The 22,990-nt window shown below is 63.6% G+C and carries 27 protein-coding genes; 9 read left to right on the plus strand and 18 right to left on the minus strand.

The annotated features are described in order from the left end of the window. Window positions 1–29 precede the first annotated feature (29 nt). The 6 genes from ACIPZ8_RS10340 to ACIPZ8_RS10365 all read right to left on the minus strand — a co-directional run bounded on the left by ACIPZ8_RS10340 (window position 30) and on the right by ACIPZ8_RS10365 (window position 6,255). Window positions 30–2,420: a TonB-dependent siderophore receptor gene (locus ACIPZ8_RS10340; RefSeq protein ID WP_400722272.1), complete on the minus strand. Its 2,391-nt coding sequence runs from the start codon at window positions 2,418–2,420 to the stop codon at window positions 30–32. A gap of 102 nt (window positions 2,421–2,522) precedes the next feature. Beyond that, window positions 2,523–3,503, minus strand: coding sequence for a FecR family protein (locus ACIPZ8_RS10345; RefSeq protein ID WP_400722275.1), 981 nt, complete (start codon window positions 3,501–3,503; stop codon window positions 2,523–2,525). Continuing rightward, on the minus strand, window positions 3,503–4,051 hold the full coding sequence (locus tag ACIPZ8_RS10350; RefSeq protein WP_400722278.1) for an RNA polymerase sigma factor: 549 nt from the start codon (window positions 4,049–4,051) through the stop codon (window positions 3,503–3,505). Before ACIPZ8_RS10350 ends, ACIPZ8_RS10345 begins: the two co-directional genes overlap by 1 nt. A 4-nt stretch (window positions 4,052–4,055) precedes the next feature. Then, window positions 4,056–4,382: a DUF3325 domain-containing protein gene (locus tag ACIPZ8_RS10355; protein WP_400722281.1), complete on the minus strand. Its 327-nt coding sequence runs from the start codon at window positions 4,380–4,382 to the stop codon at window positions 4,056–4,058. Then, the gene (locus tag ACIPZ8_RS10360; RefSeq protein ID WP_400722284.1) at window positions 4,382–5,953 is read right to left on the minus strand and encodes a PepSY-associated TM helix domain-containing protein; all 1,572 of its coding nucleotides are present in this window, start codon (window positions 5,951–5,953) and stop codon (window positions 4,382–4,384) included. The genes ACIPZ8_RS10355 and ACIPZ8_RS10360 overlap by 1 nt, the downstream gene beginning before the upstream one ends. Continuing rightward, complete coding sequence (locus ACIPZ8_RS10365; RefSeq protein ID WP_400722286.1) at window positions 5,950–6,255, minus strand: DUF3649 domain-containing protein; 306 nt, start codon at window positions 6,253–6,255, stop codon at window positions 5,950–5,952. Before ACIPZ8_RS10365 ends, ACIPZ8_RS10360 begins: the two co-directional genes overlap by 4 nt. 245 nt (window positions 6,256–6,500) lie before the next feature. Here ACIPZ8_RS10365 and ACIPZ8_RS10370 point away from each other — a divergent pair, with 245 nt between their 5' ends. Together ACIPZ8_RS10370 and ACIPZ8_RS10375 are read left to right on the plus strand one after the other, a co-directional pair. Next, window positions 6,501–6,848 (plus strand): HPF/RaiA family ribosome-associated protein, encoded by a 348-nt coding sequence (locus ACIPZ8_RS10370; protein WP_294325294.1) that lies wholly within the window; start codon window positions 6,501–6,503, stop codon window positions 6,846–6,848. Window positions 6,849–6,972: 124 nt separating this feature from the next. Continuing rightward, entirely contained in the window at window positions 6,973–7,275 is a 303-nt protein-coding gene (locus ACIPZ8_RS10375; protein ID WP_400722289.1) for a DUF3509 domain-containing protein, read from the plus strand. Window positions 7,276–7,278: 3 nt separating this feature from the next. Here ACIPZ8_RS10375 and ACIPZ8_RS10380 read toward each other — a convergent pair whose 3' ends face one another. Continuing rightward, window positions 7,279–7,749 (minus strand): phosphate-starvation-inducible protein PsiE, encoded by a 471-nt coding sequence (locus ACIPZ8_RS10380; protein WP_054884705.1) that lies wholly within the window; start codon window positions 7,747–7,749, stop codon window positions 7,279–7,281. A gap of 297 nt (window positions 7,750–8,046) precedes the next feature. Between ACIPZ8_RS10380 and ACIPZ8_RS10385 the strand changes: the two genes are divergently transcribed. After that, entirely contained in the window at window positions 8,047–8,313 is a 267-nt protein-coding gene (locus ACIPZ8_RS10385) for a YebG family protein (protein WP_400722292.1), read from the plus strand. Between the two features lie 72 nt (window positions 8,314–8,385). Here ACIPZ8_RS10385 and ACIPZ8_RS10390 read toward each other — a convergent pair whose 3' ends face one another. Next, on the minus strand, window positions 8,386–8,643 hold the full coding sequence (locus ACIPZ8_RS10390; protein WP_400722295.1) for a hypothetical protein: 258 nt from the start codon (window positions 8,641–8,643) through the stop codon (window positions 8,386–8,388). A gap of 330 nt (window positions 8,644–8,973) precedes the next feature. Between ACIPZ8_RS10390 and ACIPZ8_RS10395 the strand changes: the two genes are divergently transcribed. Continuing rightward, on the plus strand, window positions 8,974–9,849 hold the full coding sequence (locus ACIPZ8_RS10395; protein ID WP_400722298.1) for a WYL domain-containing protein: 876 nt from the start codon (window positions 8,974–8,976) through the stop codon (window positions 9,847–9,849). A 20-nt stretch (window positions 9,850–9,869) separates the two neighbouring features. On the opposite strand, the gene ACIPZ8_RS10400 is transcribed toward ACIPZ8_RS10395, so the two are convergent. After that, window positions 9,870–10,889, minus strand: coding sequence for a Leu/Phe/Val dehydrogenase (locus ACIPZ8_RS10400; protein ID WP_400722300.1), 1,020 nt, complete (start codon window positions 10,887–10,889; stop codon window positions 9,870–9,872). A 124-nt stretch (window positions 10,890–11,013) separates the two neighbouring features. Here ACIPZ8_RS10400 and ACIPZ8_RS10405 point away from each other — a divergent pair, with 124 nt between their 5' ends. After that, on the plus strand, window positions 11,014–11,820 hold the full coding sequence (locus ACIPZ8_RS10405; protein WP_400722303.1) for a SirB1 family protein: 807 nt from the start codon (window positions 11,014–11,016) through the stop codon (window positions 11,818–11,820). Here ACIPZ8_RS10405 and maiA read toward each other — a convergent pair. The 3 genes from maiA to hmgA are packed head-to-tail and all read right to left on the minus strand — an operon-like array spanning window position 11,814 to window position 15,055. After that, window positions 11,814–12,446 (minus strand): maleylacetoacetate isomerase, encoded by a 633-nt coding sequence (gene maiA / locus ACIPZ8_RS10410; RefSeq protein WP_400722305.1) that lies wholly within the window; start codon window positions 12,444–12,446, stop codon window positions 11,814–11,816. The two genes, ACIPZ8_RS10405 and maiA, sit on opposite strands and share 7 nt — an antisense overlap. Before the next feature lie 11 nt (window positions 12,447–12,457). Beyond that, window positions 12,458–13,750 (minus strand): fumarylacetoacetase, encoded by a 1,293-nt coding sequence (gene fahA, locus ACIPZ8_RS10415; protein WP_400722308.1) that lies wholly within the window; start codon window positions 13,748–13,750, stop codon window positions 12,458–12,460. A 3-nt stretch (window positions 13,751–13,753) separates the two neighbouring features. Further along, complete coding sequence (gene hmgA / locus ACIPZ8_RS10420; RefSeq protein WP_400722311.1) at window positions 13,754–15,055, minus strand: homogentisate 1,2-dioxygenase; 1,302 nt, start codon at window positions 15,053–15,055, stop codon at window positions 13,754–13,756. Between the two features lie 114 nt (window positions 15,056–15,169). On the opposite strand from hmgA, the gene ACIPZ8_RS10425 reads away from it, so the two are divergent. Then, window positions 15,170–15,952: an IclR family transcriptional regulator gene (locus ACIPZ8_RS10425; RefSeq protein WP_400722314.1), complete on the plus strand. Its 783-nt coding sequence runs from the start codon at window positions 15,170–15,172 to the stop codon at window positions 15,950–15,952. Window positions 15,953–16,163: 211 nt separating this feature from the next. Here ACIPZ8_RS10425 and ACIPZ8_RS10430 read toward each other — a convergent pair whose 3' ends face one another. The 4 genes from ACIPZ8_RS10430 to ACIPZ8_RS10445 form a co-directional block, all read right to left on the minus strand. Further along, a complete protein-coding gene (locus tag ACIPZ8_RS10430) occupies window positions 16,164–17,066 on the minus strand; it encodes an SDR family oxidoreductase (protein WP_400722317.1) in 903 nt (300 codons plus the stop codon). 114 nt (window positions 17,067–17,180) lie between these two features. Continuing rightward, window positions 17,181–18,086 (minus strand): alpha/beta fold hydrolase, encoded by a 906-nt coding sequence (locus tag ACIPZ8_RS10435; protein WP_400722320.1) that lies wholly within the window; start codon window positions 18,084–18,086, stop codon window positions 17,181–17,183. A 176-nt stretch (window positions 18,087–18,262) separates the two neighbouring features. Next, entirely contained in the window at window positions 18,263–18,949 is a 687-nt protein-coding gene (locus ACIPZ8_RS10440) for an LrgB family protein (RefSeq protein ID WP_400722323.1), read from the minus strand. Beyond that, complete coding sequence (locus ACIPZ8_RS10445) at window positions 18,939–19,325, minus strand: CidA/LrgA family protein (RefSeq protein ID WP_400722326.1); 387 nt, start codon at window positions 19,323–19,325, stop codon at window positions 18,939–18,941. The genes ACIPZ8_RS10440 and ACIPZ8_RS10445 overlap by 11 nt, the downstream gene beginning before the upstream one ends. A gap of 96 nt (window positions 19,326–19,421) precedes the next feature. Here ACIPZ8_RS10445 and ACIPZ8_RS10450 point away from each other — a divergent pair, with 96 nt between their 5' ends. Next, complete coding sequence (locus ACIPZ8_RS10450; protein ID WP_400722329.1) at window positions 19,422–20,318, plus strand: LysR family transcriptional regulator; 897 nt, start codon at window positions 19,422–19,424, stop codon at window positions 20,316–20,318. Here the strand turns inward: ACIPZ8_RS10450 and ACIPZ8_RS10455 are convergent. Continuing rightward, window positions 20,300–20,755, minus strand: a complete 456-nt coding sequence (locus ACIPZ8_RS10455; protein ID WP_400722332.1) for a flavodoxin — start codon at window positions 20,753–20,755, stop codon at window positions 20,300–20,302. The genes ACIPZ8_RS10450 and ACIPZ8_RS10455 overlap by 19 nt on opposite strands. 116 nt (window positions 20,756–20,871) lie before the next feature. Between ACIPZ8_RS10455 and ACIPZ8_RS10460 the strand changes: the two genes are divergently transcribed. Together ACIPZ8_RS10460 and ACIPZ8_RS10465 are read left to right on the plus strand one after the other, a co-directional pair. Further along, window positions 20,872–21,300, plus strand: coding sequence for a PAS domain S-box protein (locus ACIPZ8_RS10460; RefSeq protein WP_400722335.1), 429 nt, complete (start codon window positions 20,872–20,874; stop codon window positions 21,298–21,300). Window positions 21,301–21,360: 60 nt separating this feature from the next. Further along, window positions 21,361–21,981 (plus strand): hypothetical protein, encoded by a 621-nt coding sequence (locus ACIPZ8_RS10465; RefSeq protein WP_400722338.1) that lies wholly within the window; start codon window positions 21,361–21,363, stop codon window positions 21,979–21,981. Here the strand turns inward: ACIPZ8_RS10465 and ACIPZ8_RS10470 are convergent. Continuing rightward, window positions 21,966–22,898 (minus strand): MerR family transcriptional regulator, encoded by a 933-nt coding sequence (locus ACIPZ8_RS10470; RefSeq protein WP_400722340.1) that lies wholly within the window; start codon window positions 22,896–22,898, stop codon window positions 21,966–21,968. The genes ACIPZ8_RS10465 and ACIPZ8_RS10470 overlap by 16 nt on opposite strands. Window positions 22,899–22,990 lie beyond the last annotated feature (92 nt).

A 22,990-nucleotide genomic window follows, 5' to 3' on the forward strand; every position in this document is an offset into this window, starting at 1 on the left:
AACCGGGGCCGCTGTGCGGCCCCAACTACCTAGAACTCGAAGGTGCTGGACAGGCTCACCTGCCGTGCATCGCCAATGGCGACGAAGTACTGGTTCACCGCCGAGCTGTAGTAGACCTTGTCGAAGAGGTTCTTCACGTTCAACTGCAAGCGCACATTGTGCTCGTCGAGCTTGGTCTCGTAGGTGGCGAACGCATCGGCCACGGTATAGCTCGGCAGGTCGAAGGTATTGGTCGAGTTCCCCGGCCGTTCGCCCACATAGCGCGCCCCGGCGCCGAAACGCAGGCGATCGCCGCCGAACAGGCTGCCGAAATCATACACCGCCGACAGCGAACCGCTGTGCCGGGCCACGTTCTGCAGGCGGTTGCCTTCAAGGTCGGGATCCTTGGTCACCTTGGCATCGGTATAGGCGTAACTGCCGATCAGGCTCCAGCGCTCGCTGAGTTGCCCGGTCAGGTCGAGCTCGACACCCCGTGAGCTGACTTCCCCCGCATTGCTGTAGACCGTCTCGCCAGTGCCGCTGTCGAAGTTGGCGACCAGCACGTTGCGCTTGGTGATATCGAACAGCGCCAGGGTACCGGTGAGGCTGCCCGGCATGTCGAGCTTGGCCCCCAACTCCCAGGACTTGCCCTCCTCCGGCGCCACCGACGAATCCAGCACCACGCCACCGGTCAGCGGGGCGATGCTGGAGTTGGGCTTGAATGACTCGCTGTAGCTGCCATACAACGACAGCTGGTCATCGACCTTGTAGACGATGCCCGCATGCGGTACCCAGGCCTGGCCGTTGCTGTCGGTATTGGCCTTGAACGGGCGACCGCGGCCGGCGTACTGGTCGTATTGCTGGTAACGCGCGCCAGCGACCAGGATCCAGTGCTCGTCCAGGTGCAGCGCGTCCTGCACGAACAAGGCATCGGTGCGCAGCTTGTCGGTCTGGTCGCTGTCGCTGGCGCGCACCGTGGTGCCCTCCACTTCCTGGCCGTAGACCGGGTTCAGGTAGCTGAAGGTGGATTGCGAGGTCTGACGGATCAGGTCGCCACGAAAGATCTTGCGGTCTTCGTGGTCGATGCCGAACAGCAGGTCGTTCTGCAGGCCGGCCAGTTCCACGTTGCCATTGAGGCTCAAGGTGGCGAACTGGTCACGGCTCATGGCGTTGTGGGTGCCATCGATGCTGCGCGTCAGCGTGCCCTTGGCCTCGTTCACGCCGGTCACGCGAACCTGGCTGGCATCGTAAGTCTCGCGGTTGAAGCTGTAGCCGAAGTGCAGCTTCCAGTCGTCGGCAATCTGGTGGTCCACTTCCAGGCGGTACAGGTCGGAACGCCCTTCCATGTCGTTGAACGGCTCGTCCAGGCGGCGGGTGGCCGGAATGTCCAGCGGGTGGCCATTGCTGCCGAATGCCGTGCCGCGGTCGAACGGGTAGAGGAATTCGCGGTGTTCGTAGGCCAGCACCACTTGGGTGTCTTCGCCGAGCCAGGCCAGCGAAGGTGCCACCAGCGACTCGCGGTGCACGCCGAAGTTGCGCCAGTAGTCCTCGTCCTCGTGATCGACGATCAGGCGGTAGGCGAAGTTGCTGTCGCCCAGCGCGCCGGTGCTGTCGAAACCACCGCCGCTGCCGTTCTTGCCGCTGCCATAGCTGGAGCCGCGCACGGTCAGGGCGTTGTACTGCTGCAATTGCGGGCGCTTGCTGACCACGTTGATCACCCCGCCCGGGTCCTGGATGCCGTACAGCAGCGAGGCCGGGCCCTTGAGCACTTCAACCCGCTCGGTGCTGGCATTGAGGCTGCGGCCCTGCACCAGCGGCATGCCGTCGCGCATGATCGAGCCGTCGCGGTTGTCACCGAAGCCACGTTTCATCACCGTGTCGGAGGTGCCACCGAAGTTGTTGCCCTGGGTGATGCCGCTGACGTTGGCCAGGGCGTCGTCAAGGTTGCGCGGTGCCTGGTCGCGGATGACCTGCGCCGGCACCACGTTGATCGCCTGGGGGATGTCCTGGGACGGGCCCTGGCCGCGCATGATCGAGGCACTGGCGGGTGGCTGATAGCTGTAGCTGTCCATTTGCGAGGTCACCGTGGTGGCCTGCAGGTTAAGGGCGCCTGAGGTATCCACAGGTTCGAGCGTCAAGGTGCGTGCGTCGAGGCGGCGCCAGGTCAGCCCGCTGTTGCCCAGCAGCTGTTGCAGGGCCTCTTCGGCACTGAACGAACCGTTGACGGCCGGAGCCTGCACGCTGGGCAGTTCGAGGGTGTAGACCACGCTCTGGCCAGTGGCACGGCTGAACGCGTTGAGGGCTTGGGCCAGCGGCTGGCTGGGTTGGGCGAAGCTGTGCAGCTGGCGTTGCTCGGCGGCCATGAGGCCAGGGGCAGCGGTGATGGCCGAGCACGCAGAAAGGCCGAGCCAGAGGGGGACGCAACGCGGGGAGAACTTCATGGACGCTGACCTGTGAGAGGGTTATTACTGCGAATGAATCGCACTTCCACTCATTACACGGATGCCAACTCCTGTTACCTCATCCGTTTTTGAATTTTTTTATCAGCGGATTACGGTCAGCCGCCCCAACAAGGTTTGCCGCGAGAAACCCAGCACCTTGCCCAGCGAGTCCAGTGCTGCCAAAGGCTCATCTGCCGGGAAGCTGCCGCTGACCTTGCGCCGCCCCAACTCGTCGTCGAGCATCACGATGCGGCCGGGGTAGTAGCGGCCCAGGTCTGCCACCACCTGCGCCAGCGGCACCTGGTAATAGTTCAGCCAGCCCTGGCGCCAGGCCAGGCGGCTGTCGCTGTCCACGCTCGCCAGCTCGCCGGCTTGCCCGTCGGCATAGGCCAGCTGCTGGTTGGCCGTCAGGACCTGGCCAACCTGCCCCGCCGCCGGGATGACCGCCACACGCCCGCTACGCACGATGACCTGCGCGCCCTGCCCCTGGTCACGCACTTCAAACTGCGTACCCAGTACCCGTACCTCGCCGCCTGCAGCCTCCACCACGAATGGCTGCCCCGTATGGGTAACCTGGAAAAACGCTGCGCCGTGCAGCAGACGCACGCGGCGTTCGCCTTGCTGGAAGTCGACGGCAATGGCGCTGCCCGCATCCAGGGTTACCTGTGACTGATCCGCCAGGCTCACCAGGCGAACCGCATCACTGCTGCTGAAATCGGCCTGCAGGTTCAGCAACCAGTCACTCGGCCGCCAGCCGCCCGCCATGCTGACAGCCAGCACCAGGCACGCCGCGGCCAATGCCATGCCGGCGCGCCGCCAATGCCCTTTGCCAGGCGGCTTGGCCATGGCCAGCAAGTAGCGCTGCAAATCTGCCTGTTCTTCCTCGGCCAGACGCACCGCCGGTGCTTCGCTGAGCTGCCACAGCAACTGGGCCTCGGCGTAGGCTTCGCGATGCTTCGGGTCCTCCAGCAACCAGCGTTTGAATTCCGCGCTTTTCGAAGCTGCTGGCTGTTCGTTGATGCGGATCAGCCACTGCAAGGCAGCCTCGGACTGGGCAGCGGTGATCAGGTCTGGATGGCTCATCAGCGGGCGCTCCCAGGCCTGCGAGTGAAGGTCGCGGGCTCGGCAACACTGGCCTTGCACGCTTCGAGGGCGCGCATCATATGCTTTTCCACACTGCTCTGGGAAAGCTGCATGGCCTTGGCGATTTCGCCGTACGTGCAGCCGTGGACGCGATTGAGCAGAAAGATCTGCCGAGTGCGCTCAGGCAGTGCTCGCAAGGCAGCTTCCACCCGCTGCAGGTCATGATCGACCTCGACAGCCTGCTCCGGTGCCTGGGCCAGACCGGCTTGATCCAGCGGCAGCGAGGCTTCGGCGACGCGTTCGCGACTGCCCTCACTGCGCAGGTGATCGATGGCCAGGTTACCGGCGCAGCGCAGCAAGTAGGTGTCGAGCGCTTCGACCTTGACCTCGGGACGGCGCCAGAAGCGCAGGAACAGCTCCTGTACCAGGTCGGACGCAGTGGCGCGGCAGCCTACCCGGCGACTGACCAGCGCCTCCATGCGCGCACGCTGGGCCAGGAACACCTCGACAAAGCGCGCGCGGGTACCGTCGCTATCGGCTTCGCTCAAGGCATCACCCGGCAAACACGGCCAACAGCGGGCCCAGCACCAGGCTGACAGCAGCCAGGCCCGGCAGCACACGTGGCAGATAGGGCAAGCCGAACACCCACAGGGTGACGCCGGCCATCAACAGCGCGACCCACTCCACCAGACCATGGGCCCAGCCACGCCATTGCACTGAGAGGAACAGCGACAGCATCAGCAGCAGCCAACCACCAGCGCGCAGTGCACGCAGCTGACCGGGGCCGGGCTTGCGCTTGAGCAGCTCGCTGAAGTGTTTGTCCATCGCCAGGCACAATGCGGCGAAGCCGGCGTATCCCATCAGGGCAATACTCAGCATCACGGCACCTCGACCCTTTCGGCCGCTGCCTTGGTCGCCCGTGGCGCACGCTTGGCAACAGGCTTCGGGGCGCGCAGCATCTTGCTTGCGGCCCAGGCCAGGAACAGCCCGCACGCCAGGGCGGCAAGGTCGAACCCGGCCATGGCCCAGTCACCCGCAGGCACAGAGACGTTCAACCCTTGGCCAGTGCTCAGGGCATTGAGCACCGGCAACAGGGCAAAGGCCATTGCGCCCAGCGCCAGCTGCTCGCCCCAGGCCTTGCGCCCCGGGCGCAACACGGCATGCATCAACGACGCCAGCCAGACCAGGAAGAATGCGTTCACCTCCCAGTCGGCGCGCCCTTGCAGTGCCACCGGCAGCAGCCGGTTGGCCCAGAAGAAGCCGGCCACGGCCAGGATCAGGCCACTCATGCTGGCGATGTTGAGCACTTCGACCAGGCGCAGTTCGTTCGGCAGGCGTTCGCGGCTGGCATGCTTGAGCTGACGCTTGCCCAGCCACATGACCAGACCGGTGCCGATCACCGCCGTGCCGGCCAGCCCGAAGGCGAAGTACAACCAACGCAGCCAGGGCCCGGCGTAGTTACCCATGTGCAGGCCGGCGAAACTGAAGGAGGTCATCATCGTGGCGCTTTCCGCTGCGCCTTGCTTCAGCCGTTCGCCGGTGGCGCCGTCGAAGGTCCAGTTGGCACTGCGCTTGTAGGGGACGTTGTCCGCCGACGACTGGGTGAAGGTGACACGGGCATTGCGATCACCGGCGTTCTGCACCTGGATGAAGCCCATGCGCGCGCCTGGCACCTGCGCCTGGACCTTGGCATAGAGGCTTGCCAGCGGCACCAGTGGTGCAGCGGCATTGGCCACCTTGGGTGCCTCGTCGCGGCCGAACAGGTCATTGAAGTAGTCGCCGGTATTGCCATAGCTGGCCATGATGCTGGCCGGCATGACCATGTACATGAACAGCACCAGGCTGCTGTAGCTGATCATGAGGTGGAACGGCAGCACCAGCACGCCGATGGCATTGTGGCCATCCAGCCACGAGCGCTGGCCCTTGCCGGGGCGGAAGGTGAAGAACTCCTTGAAGATCTTCTTGTGGGTGATGATCCCGGTCACCAGCCCCAGCAGCATGATGAAAGCACACAGCGTCGACAGCCAGCGGCCCCACGGATACGGCATCTGCAGTTCGAAATGGAAGCGGTAGAAGAACTCGCCGCCACGGCTGTCTCGCGCCTCGACCGGCTGCCCGCTCTGCGCGTCCAGGTCCTTCCTGACAAACCCTCGGCGACCGCCCTCGGGGTCGCGCCAGCCCACATGCAAGGCCGCGTCGCGCTCGCTCGGCAGACGGATCATCCAGCTGCCCGAGTGCGCGGCGTTGCTTTCCAGATAGCGCTGGGCCAGATTCAGGCTGTTCACCGGATCGAGCGCATGGCGGCGAATTTCCGGCTGCGCCCAGTGGCTGACCTCCTCCTTGAAGTACGACAAGGTGCCGGTGAGGAAGATGGCGAACAGCAGCCAGCCGAAGATCAGGCCGGCCCAGGTATGCAGCCAGGCCATGGCCTGGCGGAAGCCTTCCTTCATGGGTTTTTCATCCAGTAGGCGAACCCGCCGAGCAGCCCCAGCGCCAGGCTCGGCAGCAGCACGCCGAGCCAGGCACGCCAGGCGCTGCGGCAGGCGAAACACCAGATGAAGGCCAACAGGTAGAACACGAACGAGAGCATCAGGCCGGTCAGCGTGGCGTCGACCTGGGGCAACGGCAGCAACAGGGCCAGGCAGACACTGACCAGCGACGCCAGCAGATAGCCACCCAGCAAAGCTGCAAGGCCGCGCGAAACCACGGCCAGGCGATAGCTGAGAGGAAGTCCGCTGGCGGAGCGCTTCATGGCGTGAGTCCGGAGAATGGGAATGCAATAGTAATGATTTCAATTCTCATAAGCAAAGACTGCACCGATCACCCTATCCAGTCGCAGATGGTCAAGCCGGATTTGCAACTGAAAATTTATTTTCAAAAAGGGGTTGTATTCGTTTCCCCGTTGCCTGACCTTAGAGTCAAGAGGCGCAGAAATACCAAGGCCCTCAATGGCCTAGGCACGCCTCCATGCGAGCAAGCTGAATAAGGATTGGAATCATGCAAATCCAGGTCAACAGCAGCAACCATATCGAAGGCAACATCCGTCTCAACGAGTGGGTCCGCAGTACGCTGGAAGCCACCCTCGAACGCTATGACGACGACCTCACCCGCATCGAGGTCCATCTGCGTGACGAGAACGGCGCCAAGCCCGGCCCGCATGACAAACGCTGCCAGTTGGAGGCTCGCCCGAAAGGCCATCAGCCGATTTCCGTGACCCACACCGCCACCTCGCTGGACCAGGCGGTCGACGGTGCCGCCAGCAAGCTGAACAATGCGCTGGAACACTTCTACGGCAAGCTGCGCAGCAAGCGCGGTGCACTGGAACTGAGTGACCCCGAGGCCTGATCATCTGCAAGCACAACAACGCCCGGCCTGTGCCGGGCGTTTTCGTTTGCCCCGATCGATGGGGCTGAACCAACCAGCGGGTTACCCGGTCAACTTCTGCAGTCATTCATTGCAGACCCCGACCATGAACAACCCCTTCGAACAGATCAGCGCCGCCTTTGCCCCCGAATACCGGGTCAACCTGAGTATCGAACGGCTGGATGGCAGCATCATGCTGACCCTTTCCGACGACGCCGGCGTGGTCGCCAGGCGCCTGATCAGCCAGGCCCAGCGCAACGACCCGGTACGCTTGCAGCGGGTCATCGACAGTATCCGCCTGGGCCTGGCCATCGAGCTGGGGCAGAACCCGTTGCAGGTCCTTGCCGCCCTGACCCGCGACGGCCGCAACGAGCCACGTCACCTGGCAGCTGTCGGCCTGGCCAACTGAGGGCTACTTGCCCTCCTCCACTTCCTTGCCGCTGGCGTCCAGCACCTTGGTCGAGGGGTAGCGGTACGAGGCGTAGCGCACCACCAGGATCGAGAACGCCAGCAGCAGGATGCCGCCGCACACGTACAGCAGCCCTTCGTCCGGCGCCTTGTGGTGCGACACATCGCCAATCAGCAGGCGCGTCAGCGCGGTGATCGCCACATACAGCAGGAAGCGGATCGGCATGTGGTTGGTCTTGAAGTAGATACCGACCATCGCCCCCAGCTCCAGGTAGATGAACAGCAGCAGGATGTCATCGACGCTGACCCCACCCTTGCCGAGCATGTCCAGGAAGGTCACCACCGCCGCGTAGGCGGTAATCGCGCCAATGCCGAACAGTGCCAGGTAGTGGAACGCTTCCACACACAGGTTGCCCAGCGCATCGGCCGAGCCGTGCAGGCCCTTGCGCAGTTTTTCAGCCCATTTGATATCCACGATGTGCGATTCCCCTATACGACATGAAGGATGATGCGTCACGCCTGTGACGCTTGTGCCATGCAGTTAAAGGGCCAGGCCCCTGCCTTGGAAGGCGACCGATTGCCGCAAGGCACGGGCGGCAGGCGAATTCAGCACGGCTACAATTTCTGGTTGCGCAATGACTGCATTGCCATTACTGTATATCGATACAGTATTCGGTAACGGCAATCTGCCCGACTGCCTGGATAGCAACTGAACCGCACAGCAGAAGGCTGCACGACAGCGCCCCTGCTGCCACTGACCGAGAGGCCTCGTATGGCTGTTGAGATTCTTTACCGCAGCACGCGCGATTTGGAGACCACGTTCTTGGACCGCAAACTCGCAGACGCCCATGACCAGATGCTTGAACTGGCCGAGGTGCTTACTCAGGTTCTGGTGAAACATGTACCGGGGCTGGAAGAAAACATTGCCGAAGAGGCAAGCATCTTCATGGCCAAGAACCGGGCGGTATTTGCCGCGGCCTTCAAGAACAATGCATCGGCCCTGGCTGATCTGGACACGCCAGCCGACAGCGGCGAGTAACCCATCCTTCGCAGGGGTGGCAAACAGGTCACCCCAAGTGAATGCATCGCCAGCAGCGGCTTTGCCCCCTCATTATCCTTGCGCCGGGATCAACTCCTGCAAGAGCACCACCTTCCTCTGCAGCTGTTCGATCTGAGCCTGCTCCGCGCGCAGCGCCGAGCGCAATTCGCGGTTCTCTGCCTCCCAGATCTTCGCCCAACGCGCGTTTTTCTGGCAAGCGAGCCCCAGCTTCCATAGCTCGTGCAGCCTCAAGCTCTGATACAGCAGCACTAGCAGAATGATGCCCATCCCCACAACTGCACCTGTCGCAATCACTTCCCACATAGCCATTTCCTTTCCTTGAGTGTGCCCTGAAGACGAGGAAAATATATGTAGAGTTTTACGACAGATCTAGAATGTAGACTTATACAGGTAAACTACTCATGCACATTGGAATGCCCAAAAGCAGCAGCTTTCAGGTAAGGCACCATAGCCATAAGTAGCCATTTGACATCATCCTCCAAGTGACACCGCCCCATCAACAAGGCGCTTGTCGGCCAAATTCCTTTGCGTCGCCTAGCGTCATGATCGCGACAAGACCTTGCGCTATACATGACTATATTATTTACACATAATCAGGCTTTCGACATGCCACCCAGGCATTCCTTCTCAGGAGAGGTCATGAAACGCAAGCAAACCGTCGAGCAGGTACGCTGGGACCTGGCACTGCGCTACAAGCTGATCGAGACCGTCGCCTGGTGGGAAGGCCGCCTGACCACCGGCCATCTGATGCAGAGTTTCGGCATCAGCCGGCAGCAGGCATCCAAGGACATCAATACCTACATCACCGAACATGCGCCGAAGAACCTGGCCTATGACAAGCAGCTCAAGGGTTATGTACCCGGCAAGCTGTTCAAGCCCAAGTTCATCGAGGACAGCGCTAGCGCTTACCTGCACCTGCTGTATCAGAACGGTGAGCGCGCCCCGCACATTGACGGCCTGGCACTGGCCTACGCCCACACCAAGGTGCTGGAGGTGCCGGACCGGCCTATTCGGCCAGAGGTTCTGCGCCCCCTGCTCAAGGCCTGCCGCGAAGGCCTGCGGCTGGAAACCGAGTACGTGTCTCTCAACACACCGAACGTCGAGGTGCGCCTTATCGCGCCGCACACACTGGTCTACACCGGCATGCGCTGGCATGTGCGGGCGTACTGTGAAAAGAACGGCCAGTACCGCGACTTCGTGCTCAGCCGGTTGCGCGGGCAGCCGGACCTGCTGGATGAGTCCCCCAACACTCGGGAACAGGACGAAGACTGGAATGCCGAGATCCCGGTGATCTTCGAACCCGACGGGCGTTTGAACGAGGCGCAGAAGGCGATCATCGAAGCCGACTTCGGCATGACCAAGGGGCAGCTGGTCGTGCCGAGCCGCAGAGCGCTGGTGAAGTATGTACTGCAGCGTTATCAGATCGACCCGCGCAACGTGGCGACCAGCCCCGAAGCGCAACAGATCGTGGTCGCCAACCTCAAGGAACTGAGGCCATGGCTCATGCATGATTGAAGCGGCCCGCGGCCGGCACCTCAACCGTACAACAGGCGCTCGGCGAGCATCTGCGCCACCCGGGCCGGCGAGCGCTTTTCTGCCTGGGCATGGGCGAACACCTCGGTCAGCCGCGTCGGTATCCGCGCCAGGTGCGCGGTAATGGTGCCCAGGTCGCCCCCCCGATGTTTCAGCGCCACGTAGATCAGGCCACCGGCATTGATCACATAGTCGGGGGCATACAGGATGCCGCGCGACTCCAACTGGTCAGCCACCTGCAGCGTGGTCAGCTGATTGTTCGCCGCCCCCGCCACCGCCGCGCAACGCAGCTGCATCACCGTCTGGCCATTGAGCACCGGCCCTACGCCACAGGGCGCGAAAATATCGCAGGGGGTGCTGATCAAGGCGTCATTGGTCACCGGGTGAGCATTGAACTGCTCCACCGCCAGGCGCACCCGACCTGGGTCCAGGTCACTGACCAGCAACTCTGCGCCCGCCGCATGCAGCTGCTCGGCCAGGGCATAACCGACATTGCCCAACCCCTGTACGGCCACGCGCAGGCCTTCGAGGTTGCTGCTGCCCAGGCGTGCCTGCGAGGTGGCGCGGATGCCGGCGAACACGCCCATGGCGGCATGCGGTGACGGGTCACCGGAGGCCGTGGTGCTGGTGACATGCGGAGTGCTCTGGGCAATGCAGTCCATGTCCAGGGTCGAGGTACCGCTGTCCACGGCGATGATGAAACGCCCTTGCAGGGTATCGATGAAGCGGCCGAACGCCTCGAACAGTGCCGCGCGGTTTTCCACATGCGGGTTACGCATGATCACCGCCTTGCCGCCCCCCAAGGGCAACCCCGCCAGCGCCGCCTTGTAGCTCATGCCCTGGGCCAGGCGAATGGCATCGGCCATGGCACTCTCGTCATCGGCATAGGGCAGGTAGCGGCAACCGCCCACCGCCGGGCCCAACTTCTCGCTGTGAATCGCCACGACGGCCTTGAGGCCGGTGGGCGGGTCAATGAACAGGTGCAGCGACTGGGTACGGGTGCTTTGCATCAGCGCGAACATCGACGGGCTCCCCAACGAGGTGCTCCTACCAGTATAGGCACGCACCAGAGGCCGGCGCTGCGGGCGGACCACTGGACGAATCCGCGGCCCCCGGCTAATACTCAAGCGTGTGTGGAGAAACCCCATGAAGCCACGTCAAGCCTGCCTGGCCTGCCTGGAGCGCGAGCCGGTCGCCCTGCTGGAAGCTGCGTTGTGGATCGCCGTCGAGCATGATCAAAAGGTCGAGCCTGCGGCCAGCCTTGCCACACTGCAAAACCTGCAAGGGCAGATCAGTGCCTGCCTGCCCATGCTGCCATTATCCGAACTGGCCCAGCCGCTGCTGCGCCAGCTCAACGCACTGGGTTTCCAGCAAGACGAATACCACCCGCTGCGCCCGCAAGCGGCGCTGCTGGACAAGGTACTGCAGCGCCGACGCGGCCAACCCCTGGCACTGGCCATCATCACCCTGGAACTGGCCCGGCGCCTGTCGATTCCCCTGGAGGGCGTGGCATTCCCTGGGCACTTCCTGCTGCGCGTGCCCGGTGCCGATCACCTGCTCGACCCTTGCGGCGGCCGCCGCCTGTACCCCAATGATTGCCGCGAACTGCTGGCGCGCCAGTTCGGCCCGCATGTGCCGCTGACGGCCGAACACCTGCACAGCGCCAGCGCCACGCAGATGCTGCAGCGCCTTTCGCGCAACCTGCGCCAGTTGCATATCAGCAACGACAACCACCTGGCCGCGCTGATCGATGCCGAACGGGTCATGCAACTGGGCCCCGCGCAGGTCAGTGACTACATGACCCGCGCAACGCTGTATCAACACCTGGACTGCCCCCAGGCCGAACGTTTCGACCTGGAGCATGCCCTGCTGCTGACCGACGACCCGGTCCAGCGCCTGAAGCTGTCCGAACGTATCGGCAAGCTACCGACGGTGAACCGTTCGATTCACTGAGCCGGCGTGTCCACCTGACAGGACGGATGCGCCTTGGCGAACGCAGGATGCCCGTTGGCCAGTGCAGCGACGCGGGCTATGCGTGGATAGCCGCTGAGGTCGATGTTGAAGCGCTCGGCCGCGTACAACTGCGGAATCAGGTAAACATCCGCCAGCCCCGGCTCATCGCCAAAGCAATAACCGTGATCGCCAAGCAACTGCTCCACGGCGGCCAGCCCCTGGCCGATCCAGTGGGCGATCCACTGATTCACCTGCGCCTCGTCATGGCCAAGCTGGCGCAGCTGGTTCAGCACGCTGACATTATGCAGCGGGTGCACATCGCAACCGATGATCGCCGCCACGCCACGCACCTTGGCACGCAGCGCAGCGCCAGCCGGCAGCAACGCGGGCTGTGGATAAACCTCTTCCAGGTACTCGATGATCGCTGGCGACTGCACCAGCAATTCACCGCCTTCGGTGCGCAAGGCCGGCACCCGGCCTTGCGGGTTCACCGCGACGTAGGCATCGCCGCGCTGGTCGCCCTTGAGCAGGTTGACCGGCAGAGCCTCATACTCCAGGCCCTTCAGTGCCAGGGCAATGCGCACCCGATAGGAAGAGGTAGAACGGTAGTAGGTATACAGCTCCATGGCCTGCTCCCTCAGTTGGCTGCGATGATCTTGCCGCGGCATTCGCCGAAGCCGATGCTGGCCACGCCATCACGCTTGCAGCGGGCGCGCAGGATGATCTCGTCACCGTCTTCGAGGAACTTGCGCATCTCGCCGCTGGCCAGCTCCACCGGCTGCTTGCCGCCCACGGTGGTTTCCAGCAGGCTGCCGTAGGCGTCTGGCGTGGCGCCGGACAGGGTGCCGGAACCAAACAGGTCGCCGGGCTGCAGCTGGCAGCCGTTGACGCTGTGGTGGGTGATCAGTTGGGCCACGGTCCAGTACATGTTCAAGGTGTTGCTCAAGGCCAGGCGCTGCGCTGGCAAGCCTTGCTCACGCATGCGCTCGGTGAGCAGCAGCACTTCGAGCTCGATGTCGAAGGCGCCACTGGCCTGGTCACGCTGATCAAGCAGGTAAGGCAGAGGCTGCGGGTCGCCCTCCGGGCGGGCCGGCTGGGCGCAGCGGAAGGGTTCCAGGGCTTCGGCGGTGACTACCCACGGCGAAATCGTGGTGATGAAACTCTTCGACAGGAACGGGCCCAGTGGCTGGTATTCCCAGGCCTGGATATCCCGTGCCGACCAGTCGTTGAGCAGGCACAGGCCGGCCAGATGCTGGTCGGCCTCGGCAATCGGGATGGCCTGCCCCATGTCGTTGCCCTGGCCGATCCAGATGCCCAGCTCCAGTTCGTAGTCCAGCCGCGCGCAGGGGCCGAAGCTTGGCTCGGTGTGGCCGGCCGGCAGGGTCTGGCCTTTCGGGCGACGGACCTCGGTGCCCGATGGGCGCAAGGTCGAGGCGCGGCCGTGGTAGCCGATCGGTACGTACTTGTAGTTGGGCAGCAGCGGGTTGTCGGGGCGGAACAGCTTGCCGACGTTGGTGGCGTGCTGGATGCCGACGTAGAAATCGGTGTAGTCGCCAACCTTGGCCGGCAGGTGCAGCTGGCACTCGCTGGCCGGATACAGCGCAGCCTTGAGCACAGCCTGATGCTCGCTGTGTTCGCCCAACAGCACCAGCAGACGCTCACGCAGTGCCACCCGGGGGGCACGTCCCAGCGCGAAGAAGGCGTTCAGGGCACCACCACGGGTGGCCTCCACCGCCGCCTTGGCCTGGCCATCGAACAGGCCTGCAGCCAGGGCGGCTTCCAGGTCAAGGATGGCATCGCCGATGGCGACGCCACAGCGCTGCGCTTCGCCCGGGCGGCTGAAGATGCCCAGCGGCAGGTTCTGCAGCGGGAAGTCGCGATGCCCGTTGGCGTGCTCGACCCAGCTACGGGCAATGGCGGTCTGGTTCATGGGTTATCTCCGGTTCGGGTTGAAGGTGCTCGGCAAAGTGGCCCAGCAACTATCGTAGTCGGCCTGCAATTGCGGGCTGTCGAGTGCCTGCAGGCTCGGGCGCAGCACCTGGCTGGTCTCGAACATGAAAGCCATGGTGTTGTCGATCTTGTGCGGTGCCAGCTCGGCAGCGATGGCCTTCTCGCAGGTTTCGGCATCCGGCCCGTGGGCGCTCATCACCCCGTGCAGCGAGGCACCGCCCGGCAGGAAACCTTCGGCCTTGGCGTCGTAGGCACCGTTGATCAGGCCCATGAATTCGTTCATCAGGTTGCGGTGGAACCACGGTGGACGGAAGGTGTTCTCGGCCACCATCCAGCGCGGCGGGAAGATCACGAAGTCCATGTTGGCCATGCCGTGCACGCTGGTCGGCGAAGTCAGCACGGTGAAGATCGACGGGTCCGGATGATCGAAGCTGACCGTGCCGAGGGTGTTGAAACGGCGCAGGTCGTACTTGTAGGGCACGTTGCTGCCGTGCCAGGCGACCACGTCCAGCGGCGAGTGCTGCAGCTGGCAGGCCCAGTGCTCGCCGAGGAACTTCTGCACCAGCTGCACCGGGCCATCCACTTCTTCGTAGTGCGCCACCGGGGTGAGGAAATCACGCGGGTTGGCCAGGCCATTGCTACCGATCGGCCCCAGGTCAGGCAGGCGCAGTGGCGCACCGTGGTTTTCGGCGATGTAGCCGCGGGCCTGGCCATCGGGCAACTCGACCCGGAACTTCATGCCCCGCGGAATCACGGCGATTTCCTGTGGCTCGACGTCCATCACGCCCAGTTCGCTGGCGATGCGCAGGCGGCCCTGTTGCGGTACCAGCAGCAGCTCGCCGTCAGCGTTGAAGAACACCCGGTCCATGGAACGGTTGGCGCGATAGATGTAGATGCTGACCCCGGCCGGCTTCTCGGCCGCCGAGTTGGCCACCATGGGCACCCAGCCTTCGATGAAATCAGTTGGCTCGCTGGGCATGGGCTGTGGATTCCAGCGCAGGCGGTTGGGCGTGACCGCACCCAGCGGGCCGCTCAAGGGCTGGCGCTGCAGGCGCTCGAAGCGCGGGTGCAAAGCCGACGGGCGGATGCGATACAGCCATGTGCGGCGCAGTTCGCTGCGGGCCATGGTGAATGCCGTGCCCGACAGCAGCTCGGCGTACAGCCCGTAGGGCGCCTTCTGTGGCGAGTTTTGCCCGACCGGCAGGGCGCCAGGCAGGGCTTCGCTGGCGAATTCGTTGCCGAAACCGCTCAGGTAATGAAGGTCGGGGGACGTGTCGTGGTTCATCGAAGCCTCCGGATTTTGTTTTTATCGTAATCTGATTACGAATAACGTAATTTGCTCCCCGCCAGGCGTCAAGCTATAAAGGCGCGACGCGAAAAATCCGGAAGCTTCCTACCCATGGCCAAAGCCAGCTCCCCCGCCGACAACGGCAAGCAGAAAGTCCGCTCGGCGGAAGTCGGCACCGACATCCTCAAGGCCCTCGCCGAACTGTCCCCCTCCACTTCGCTGTCGCGCCTGGCCGAGCATGTGCAGATGCCGGCGAGCAAGGTACACCGCTACCTGCAGGCGTTGATCGCCAGTGGTTTTGCCGAGCAGGATGCCGCCACCAACCACTATGGCTTGGGGCGCGAGGCATTGCGCGTGGGGCTGGCGGCACTGGGCAGCATCGATGTGCTGAAAGTGGCGGCGCTGCCACTGTCGCAACTGCGCGATGAGCTGAACGAGAGTTGCTTCCTCGCGGTGTGGGGCAATCAGGGCGCCACGGTCGTGAGCATCGAGCCCGCGGTGCGAGCGGTTACTGTGGTGACCCAGATCGGCTCCGTGCTGCCGCTGCTCAGCTCCTCCACCGGCCTGGTATTTGCCGCCCATCTGCCCGAGCGTGAGACCGTGGAGCTGCGCGACCGCGAGCTGGCCGCGCTGGAGCAAAGTGCCAGCGACTACGAAGGCTTGCTGGCAGGGATCCGCGAACAGGGCTTGCACCATGTGCACGGTCTGTTGATGCCGGGCGTGGATGCGTTGTCTGCGCCGGTGTTCAACGCCATGGGGCAGATCGCTGCGGTGATGACCGTGGTCGGCCCGACCTCGATCTTCCATGCCGATGAACACGGTCCGGCAGCACAGCGCCTGCTGGCGGCAGCGCGAGACACCAGCTGGCGCATGGGCTACTCGCCAGCGGCCTGAAACATGCGCCAGGCACTGTTGCCCGAAACGTAAAGGTGAATGTCACAAGCGGCTATTTTTCCCACAGGATCAAGCGCTTATTCTTATCTCACTCGGCCGGCATGAAGGGCTCTACCCCCCGCCTTTCAGGCCCGCGAGGTTCACCGACGTTGATTTTGAAGCTCCTTGATCTAACGTCTCGATTGGCCGCTGCGCTTTGCAGCGGCCTTTTTTATTTCTGCAGGTTGGCCATCATCTGCTGCAACGCCTGCAGGTTGTCGCGCGGGTGCACCGCCCCCGTGAAATCACCAATCTGTGCCCAGTGATCCGCGACCTGCTCCGGGGTAAACCCTTGTTCGGGATCGAAACCGACACCGAGGCTACGCTCCCAGCGCACCTTGCCCACCCAGCCACCGCCCACCTCGAACAACTCGCCGCTGTCCTGGCACTGCTCGCTACCCAGGTACACCACCAACGGGCTGATCAACTCAGGCCTGAGCCGCTCGAACACTTGCGGGGGTATCAACCCTTCGGTCATGCGCGTGCCGCCGGTCGGGGCGATGGCATTGACCAGCACGCCATGCTTGCGCCCTTCGATGGCCAAGGTCCGGGTCAGGCCATACAGCCCCAGCTTGGCCATGCCGTAGTTGGCCTGGCCGAAGTTGCCATAGATGCCCGAAGTCGATGCCGTGAAGATCACCCGCCCCCAGTTCTGCTCGCGCAGGTGTGGCCAGGCAGCCCGGGTGACCTTGTAGGCACCTTCGACGTGGACCTTGTAGACCAGCTCCCAATCGCTGTCGTCCATCTTGTGGAAGGCTTTGTCGCGCAGGATGCCGGCGTTGTTCACCAGCACATCGACCCTGCCGAAACTGTCCAGCGCCTGTTCGACGATGCGCGCACCGTCGCCCACCGAGTCGTGGTTGGCCACCGCCGTGCCCCCGGCAGCGCGGATTTCGGCCACGACCTTGTCGGCAGCCGACGCATTGGCCCCCTCACCGTGGGTCGAGCCGCCCAGGTCGTTGACCACGACCCTGGCGCCACGTGCGGCGAACAGCAAGGCGTGGGCACGGCCCAGGCCGCCACCGGCTCCGGTGACGATCACTACACGGTCTTGCAGGCTTACCGGCTCGCTCATGCCCAAGGCTCCAAGTCAGGTTGAATGCAGCGAGTGTCCGCCAGCCCGGGCAGGCGGACAATCAAGCTCACCCTGGCTAATGCCAGGCGATAACGGCGGGCGATGATCGCGGGTTCAGGACCAGGCGACGCTTTGCGGCAGGTAGCTCAGCAGCTGTTCGCGAAAGGCCAGGTAATGGCGCAGTACCTGCACAGGCGCTTCGGTGTGTGGGTAATGGCCGATGCCCTGCAGTTGCACGATATCGGGGTTAGGCACCAGCTGCCGATAACGCTCGACCATATCCGCACCGGACAAAGGGTCGGCGATGCCGTTTATGAACCGCAGCGGCATGCCATCGCGCTGCAATGCCCCAACCCAGCGCTCACGATGCTGCCTGCGCTCAGGCTGGTAACCCACCAGTTTGTGGAGGATGCGCGTACCGGAGTTGGCGGCGATCAGGCTCCAGCAATCGTCCAGCGCGCTTTCACTGGGGTGGGTGCACGGGCCGTAGATCTGGGTCACGTTGCGCACCAGATCGTCGCGCCCGAACGAACGCCCCACCAGCCAGCCCAGGCGGCTAAGCAGCAACTTCTGGACCAGTGGGATCTGACAGCATTCCGGGAACAGCCCACTGTTGAGGAACACGCAGCTGGCGATGTCGGCACGCTGTTCGTGGTGCCGCGACAGCAGTTCCTGAGCCACGCTGCCACCGTAGTCGTGCGCCAGCAGATGCACCGGCTGATCAACCTCCAGGTGCGCCAGCAGTGCCTGTTGCAGGTCCGCTTGCTCCATCAGGCTGTAGCGGTGGTTGAGTGGCTTGGCGGAGTCGCCGAAGCCGAGCATGTCACAGGCAATCACCCGGAAGCGCTGGGCCAGTGGCGCCCACAGGTAATGCCAATCCCAGCTTGCGGTGGGAAATCCATGCAACAGAAGCAGGGGCTCTCCTTGCCCTGCGGTCCAGTAGCGGATGCTCTGGGCCCGGAATGAAAAACTCTGTCCCCGGGTACGCCAGACGCGCAATGGAATCTCGGCGATAGGCATCAGAGTTGTCCCGGTGGAGTGGTGTTGACGGAATAGGGCAAGGCTGCGGTCATTGCATGTCACCTCGGCACTTTCATGTGCTCTCTATGTCGAGGTTGAGTGTAATCAGCAGCCCGCCATGTGAAACTTGCGTTACCAGCCAGCTTGATGACCGAGCGAGTCAGTGGCACGAACGGTCACAGCAACATCGCCAGCAACGGCGCGGCGAACAGGTTGAGCAGGCCGGTGAGGACCATGACCAGGCCGGCCACCGAGCCCTCTTCGCGGCCCACTTCCTGGGCCCGGCTGACCCCGGCACCATGCGCGCCCACACCGAACAGTGCGCCCCGCGCCAACGGTGTACGCAATGGCAGCCAGCGCAGCAGCACGCCACCGAACATGGCGCCCAGCACCCCGGTGAACATCACGAACACCGCCGTCAGTTCCGGCACACCACCCAGGTCATGGGCCAGTGGCATGGCGAATGGCGTGGTGATCGAACGCGGCACCAGCGACAGGCTGATCGCATCATCCAGCGCCAACAGGTGCGCCAGGCTCCAGGAACTGGCGATCGATGCCGCGCTGCCCGCCACCATGCCCACCAGCAGCGCTGGCCAATGCCGCGCCAGCATCGCCCGCTGTTGCCAGATCGGCACGGCGAAGGCCACGGTCACCGGGCCCAGCACGCTCATCAGCCAATGGGTGTTGCGCGCATATTCGGCGTAGGCCGTGTGCAGCGGCACGGCCACCGCCAGCAGCAATGCCGGGACCAGAATCAGTGGCGACATCAGGTAGCGCCCAGTGCGCCGATACAGCCAGCGGCTGGCCAGGTAGGCCGCCAAGGTCAGTGCCAGCCAGAAGAGGGGCATGGGTTCAAGGCTCATGGCGCAACCTCCAGCGGCAGACCAGCTCTACAGTGACGGCAGTGACTACCATGACCATCAGGGTACTCACGGCGATGACCAGCAGAATGCGCCAACCTTCGCTGCGCACCAGGCTGCCGTAATCGAGCAGGCTCATCAGCGCCGGGATGAAGAACAGCAGCATTTCCGCCATCAGCCAGCCAGCACCCAGTTGCAAGGTGGCCGGTTTCAGCGCACCACAGGCGAACAGCAGCAACAGCAAGCCCAGGCCCATCACCCCGCCGGGGATCGGCCAGCCCAGCCAGGCGGCCAGTTGGCCACCGAACAGGAACAACACCAGCAGGACCGCCAGCTCGGCGAGCAGGCGCAGGGGCTTTTTCAGTAATGCGGGTTTCATGGGGGAGTCCTCGACAGGCCCTCATTTTAAGATTCGGCTGCCTAGGCCAGAAGCGAATTGTTAGACTTGCAGCCATTCCACAATGGAATCGCAACCATGGAATTCAAACAGCTGCGCAGCTTCATCGAAGTCGTCCATCGCGGCGGCTTTACCCAAGCCGCCCAAACGTTGCATATCAGCCAGTCCGCCGTGAGCAAACAGGTCGCCCAGCTGGAGCAAGATGTGGGCCAGCCACTGCTCGAGCGTCAGGCCTCGCAGCTGCATCTGACGGCGGCGGGGCGCATCGTGCTGGCGCGCGGCGAAACGCTGCTGCGCGAGCGTCAGGCGCTGCTCAGCGAGCTCGACGACCTCAGTCAGATGGCTCGCGGTGAGTTGCGCCTGGGCTTGCCGATGCTGGGCAGCGATACCTTGTTCGCCGGGTTGTTCGCCGAATACCGCAGGCGTCATCCGAACATCGCCGTTCAGCTGCTGGAAGGCGGCAGCCGTAGCGTCGAACAGGCGGTGAAGAGTGGCGAACTGGAGCTGGGCGGCAGCCTCACCCCGAGCGACCCGGCGTTCGAATACCAGCCGTTCTGCAATGAACCGCTGGATGCCCTGCTGCCGGCCGGGCATGCGCTGGCCGCGCTGGACCAGGTGAGCCTGAAGCAGCTGGCGGATACACCGTTCCTGCTGTACCAACGCAGTTTCGTGCTCAACGACCGCTTGCTCAAGGCTTGCCAGCAGCAAGGCTTCACGCCGAAGGAAGGTGGCCGCAGCGGCCAGGCGGACTTCCTGGTGGCACTGGTCGCGGCTGGCCAGGGCGTGGTGCTGCTGCCCCGTGTGGTGGCAAAAGCGCTGGAGCGCCCCGGGGTGGTGCGCTTGCCGCTGAAGGCGCCGACAGATCTACGCTGGGATATCGCCTTCATCTGGCGCCGCGGAGCCTACCTGTCGCGCGCGGCGCAAGCCTGGCTCGAATTGTTGCAGGAGGAGCCACCTCAAGCTTTCAATGCTTGAGCAAGCTCTGCCAGCCAAGGCTCGGCATCAGCCTCTGGGGTCACGGTCTCACTGGCATCGAGCTTCAGCATCGGCAGCACTTCCCGTACGCCCAGTTCGGCAAACAGTTCGCGCATCTGCTCGCCGCCGCCGCAATAGGTATCGCCATAGCTGGAATCACCCAGGGCAATCACCGCGCCCGGCAGCCCACGCCAGGCCGCTGGCAGGGTGTCGCGAATGCTGCTGAACAGCGGCATCAGGTTATCCGGCAGCTCACCCATGCCTGTGGTCGAAGTCACCGCGAGCAACGCTTCAGGGAAAAACCCCTCGAGATCCTGCTGGGTAGCACGGGCAGCATGCCAGGCGTCAAAGCCTGCAGCCTTGAGCAACGACTCCGCATGGCGGGCGACTTCTTCGGCGGTGCCGTACACCGAACCGGAAATAATGGCGACTTTCATCAGGAAGAGGATTCCGAAACTGAGTGAAATCGTAGGATACTAGCATTCGGCGCCGGCAAAAGGCCGCCTCTACCAAAGCCTCTACCAAAGCCCCCTTCATTGCCCATGGTCCAGACATGATCAACGCGCTGCTTTTGCAATCGATGGTCGACGCCTCCAACGACGGGATCGTGGTCGCCGAACAGGAAGGCGACGACACCATCCTGATCTACGTGAATGCGGCCTTCGAACGCCTGACTGGCTATAGCCGAGACGAAATCCTCTATCAGGATTGCCGCTTCCTGCAGGCCGATGATCGCGATCAGCTGGGCCGGGCACGCATTCGCAAAGCCTTGGCCGAAGGCCGTCCCTGCCGTGAAATACTGCGTAATTATCGCAAGGATGGCAGCGCATTCTGGAACGAACTGTCGATCACCCCGGTGAGGCACGATGCCGATCAACGCACCTATTTCATCGGTATCCAGAAAGACGTCAGCCGCCAGGTCGAACTTGAGCGCGAACTGGCCGAAATGCACGCTCGTCGGAATTCCGACGAACGCGGCTGAACCAAGCGCTTTGAGCACGGTCAATTCCCGTTGAAGAAATCGTCATCACCGAGTTCGATCATGCAAGCAGAAGCGCTCCTGACTCAGGACGAACTGGATTTCATCCAGGACATGCAGCAATCCCCGCAATTGAACCTGGCCGACCCCATGTCGAGCCTGCTGGTCAATGGAGATCGCCGTATTCAGTCCCTGCTCGCCCGCCTGGTGGCCAACGAGCAGGTAACCCTGCAGGCGCAGTTCAACAACCAGCAGATCAGCTTCCCGCTGCAGCTGGTGGAAGACGAGTTTCATGCCGTTCACCTGCAGATCGGCTCACCGGAAATCTACGAAGACGATGGCCCCATGCTGCGCCCCTGGCGCCTGTCGATGGAGCAGCCCAGCGCCTTGCTGGATGCCCAGGGCAAGGCCAGCGGCCTGCTGGTGCGGGACATTTCATTCAAGGGTGCACTGCTCGAGGTGCGTGGCCGGGCCAAGGCCCCGTCGCGCTTCGACCTGCATTTCGCCCCGGATGGCATCAACCCGATCGGCCTGCATGGCAGGCTGCGTCGGCGTATCGGCCAGGACTTGGCCGCCTACGACCTCAGCCGCAGCCCCGCCGAAGAAATCGACCGATTGCGCGAGTACATCCTCCAGGCCCATCGCCAGGCCCATCCAGAGCTGCACGATCAGGTATCGAGCTGACCGGCCAGATACTGTCGCAAGCGCCTGCGCATCACCTCACCGTCCGCACCCAGGCACGCAACCGGGCTACCCGCAAGGCCGTCCTGGGCGTTTTCGGCCGCCTCGCCAGCCAATAGCAATGGGCATTCCAGGCCTGCGGCAAGGCGCCTCAGGCGCTTGTTCAATTCGACTGTCGGCGAATGGTTGGCAAACAGCACCAGCGCATCCGGCCGCAGGCGCTCACACACCAGCGGCAATTCTTCCAGCGACTGGCCGGGCATGAGCAGACTCACGCCAAGGTCATCTCCACCCAGAAGCAACCCGGTCACCAGCAGTTCCAGCTCGTGGCACAACCCGGGAAGCGGAGCCAGCAGCACATGACGGGCGCGCGGCTGACGAGCAAGCTGCAACCGGGAGAACACCCGGCCACGCAAGAACTGGTCGAGGAACAACCACTCGCTGGTTTGGCCAAATGCCCCCTGCCCCGCCGCCAGATCATGCCACACGGGCAAGAACACTTCGCCGAACACCTGGTCCAGGGCGATTGCCGCGAACACTTGGTCGAACAGCCGGTCGAGGCTCGGCGCGTCGAAGCGATTCACAGCCTGGCGTACCTGGGCCTGCCAGTGCGTTCTGTTATCAGCAGAAATCACGCCATGGGCGACTGCCTGGCCGCGGGCGAGAATGCCCCCGACCTTGCTGACCGCCACACCACGCTCGAGCCAACCCAGGATGCTCCGGACCTGTTCGATATCCGCCTGAGAATACAGCCGGTGACCGCTCTCGGTGCGTGTCGGCTGGATCAGCCCGTAGCGGCGCTCCCAGGCGCGCAAGGTCACGGCGTTGACGCCAGTCAGGCGGGAAACCTCGCGGATCGGAAACAAGTCCTGATGTTGCAGGCCCGCCTCGATGTCCGGGCTACATCCCTGTTTGTTCATCTGCACTGAGTAACCTGTGTGCGGAAGTTGAACGGGCATTCTACTACGACACGCTGTGCCGCAAGCCAGCAACCGTTTGCGAACAATTGTGA

This window comes from Pseudomonas sp. NPDC089422 (assembly GCF_044749405.1).
Lineage (GTDB): Bacteria > Pseudomonadota > Gammaproteobacteria > Pseudomonadales > Pseudomonadaceae > Aquipseudomonas.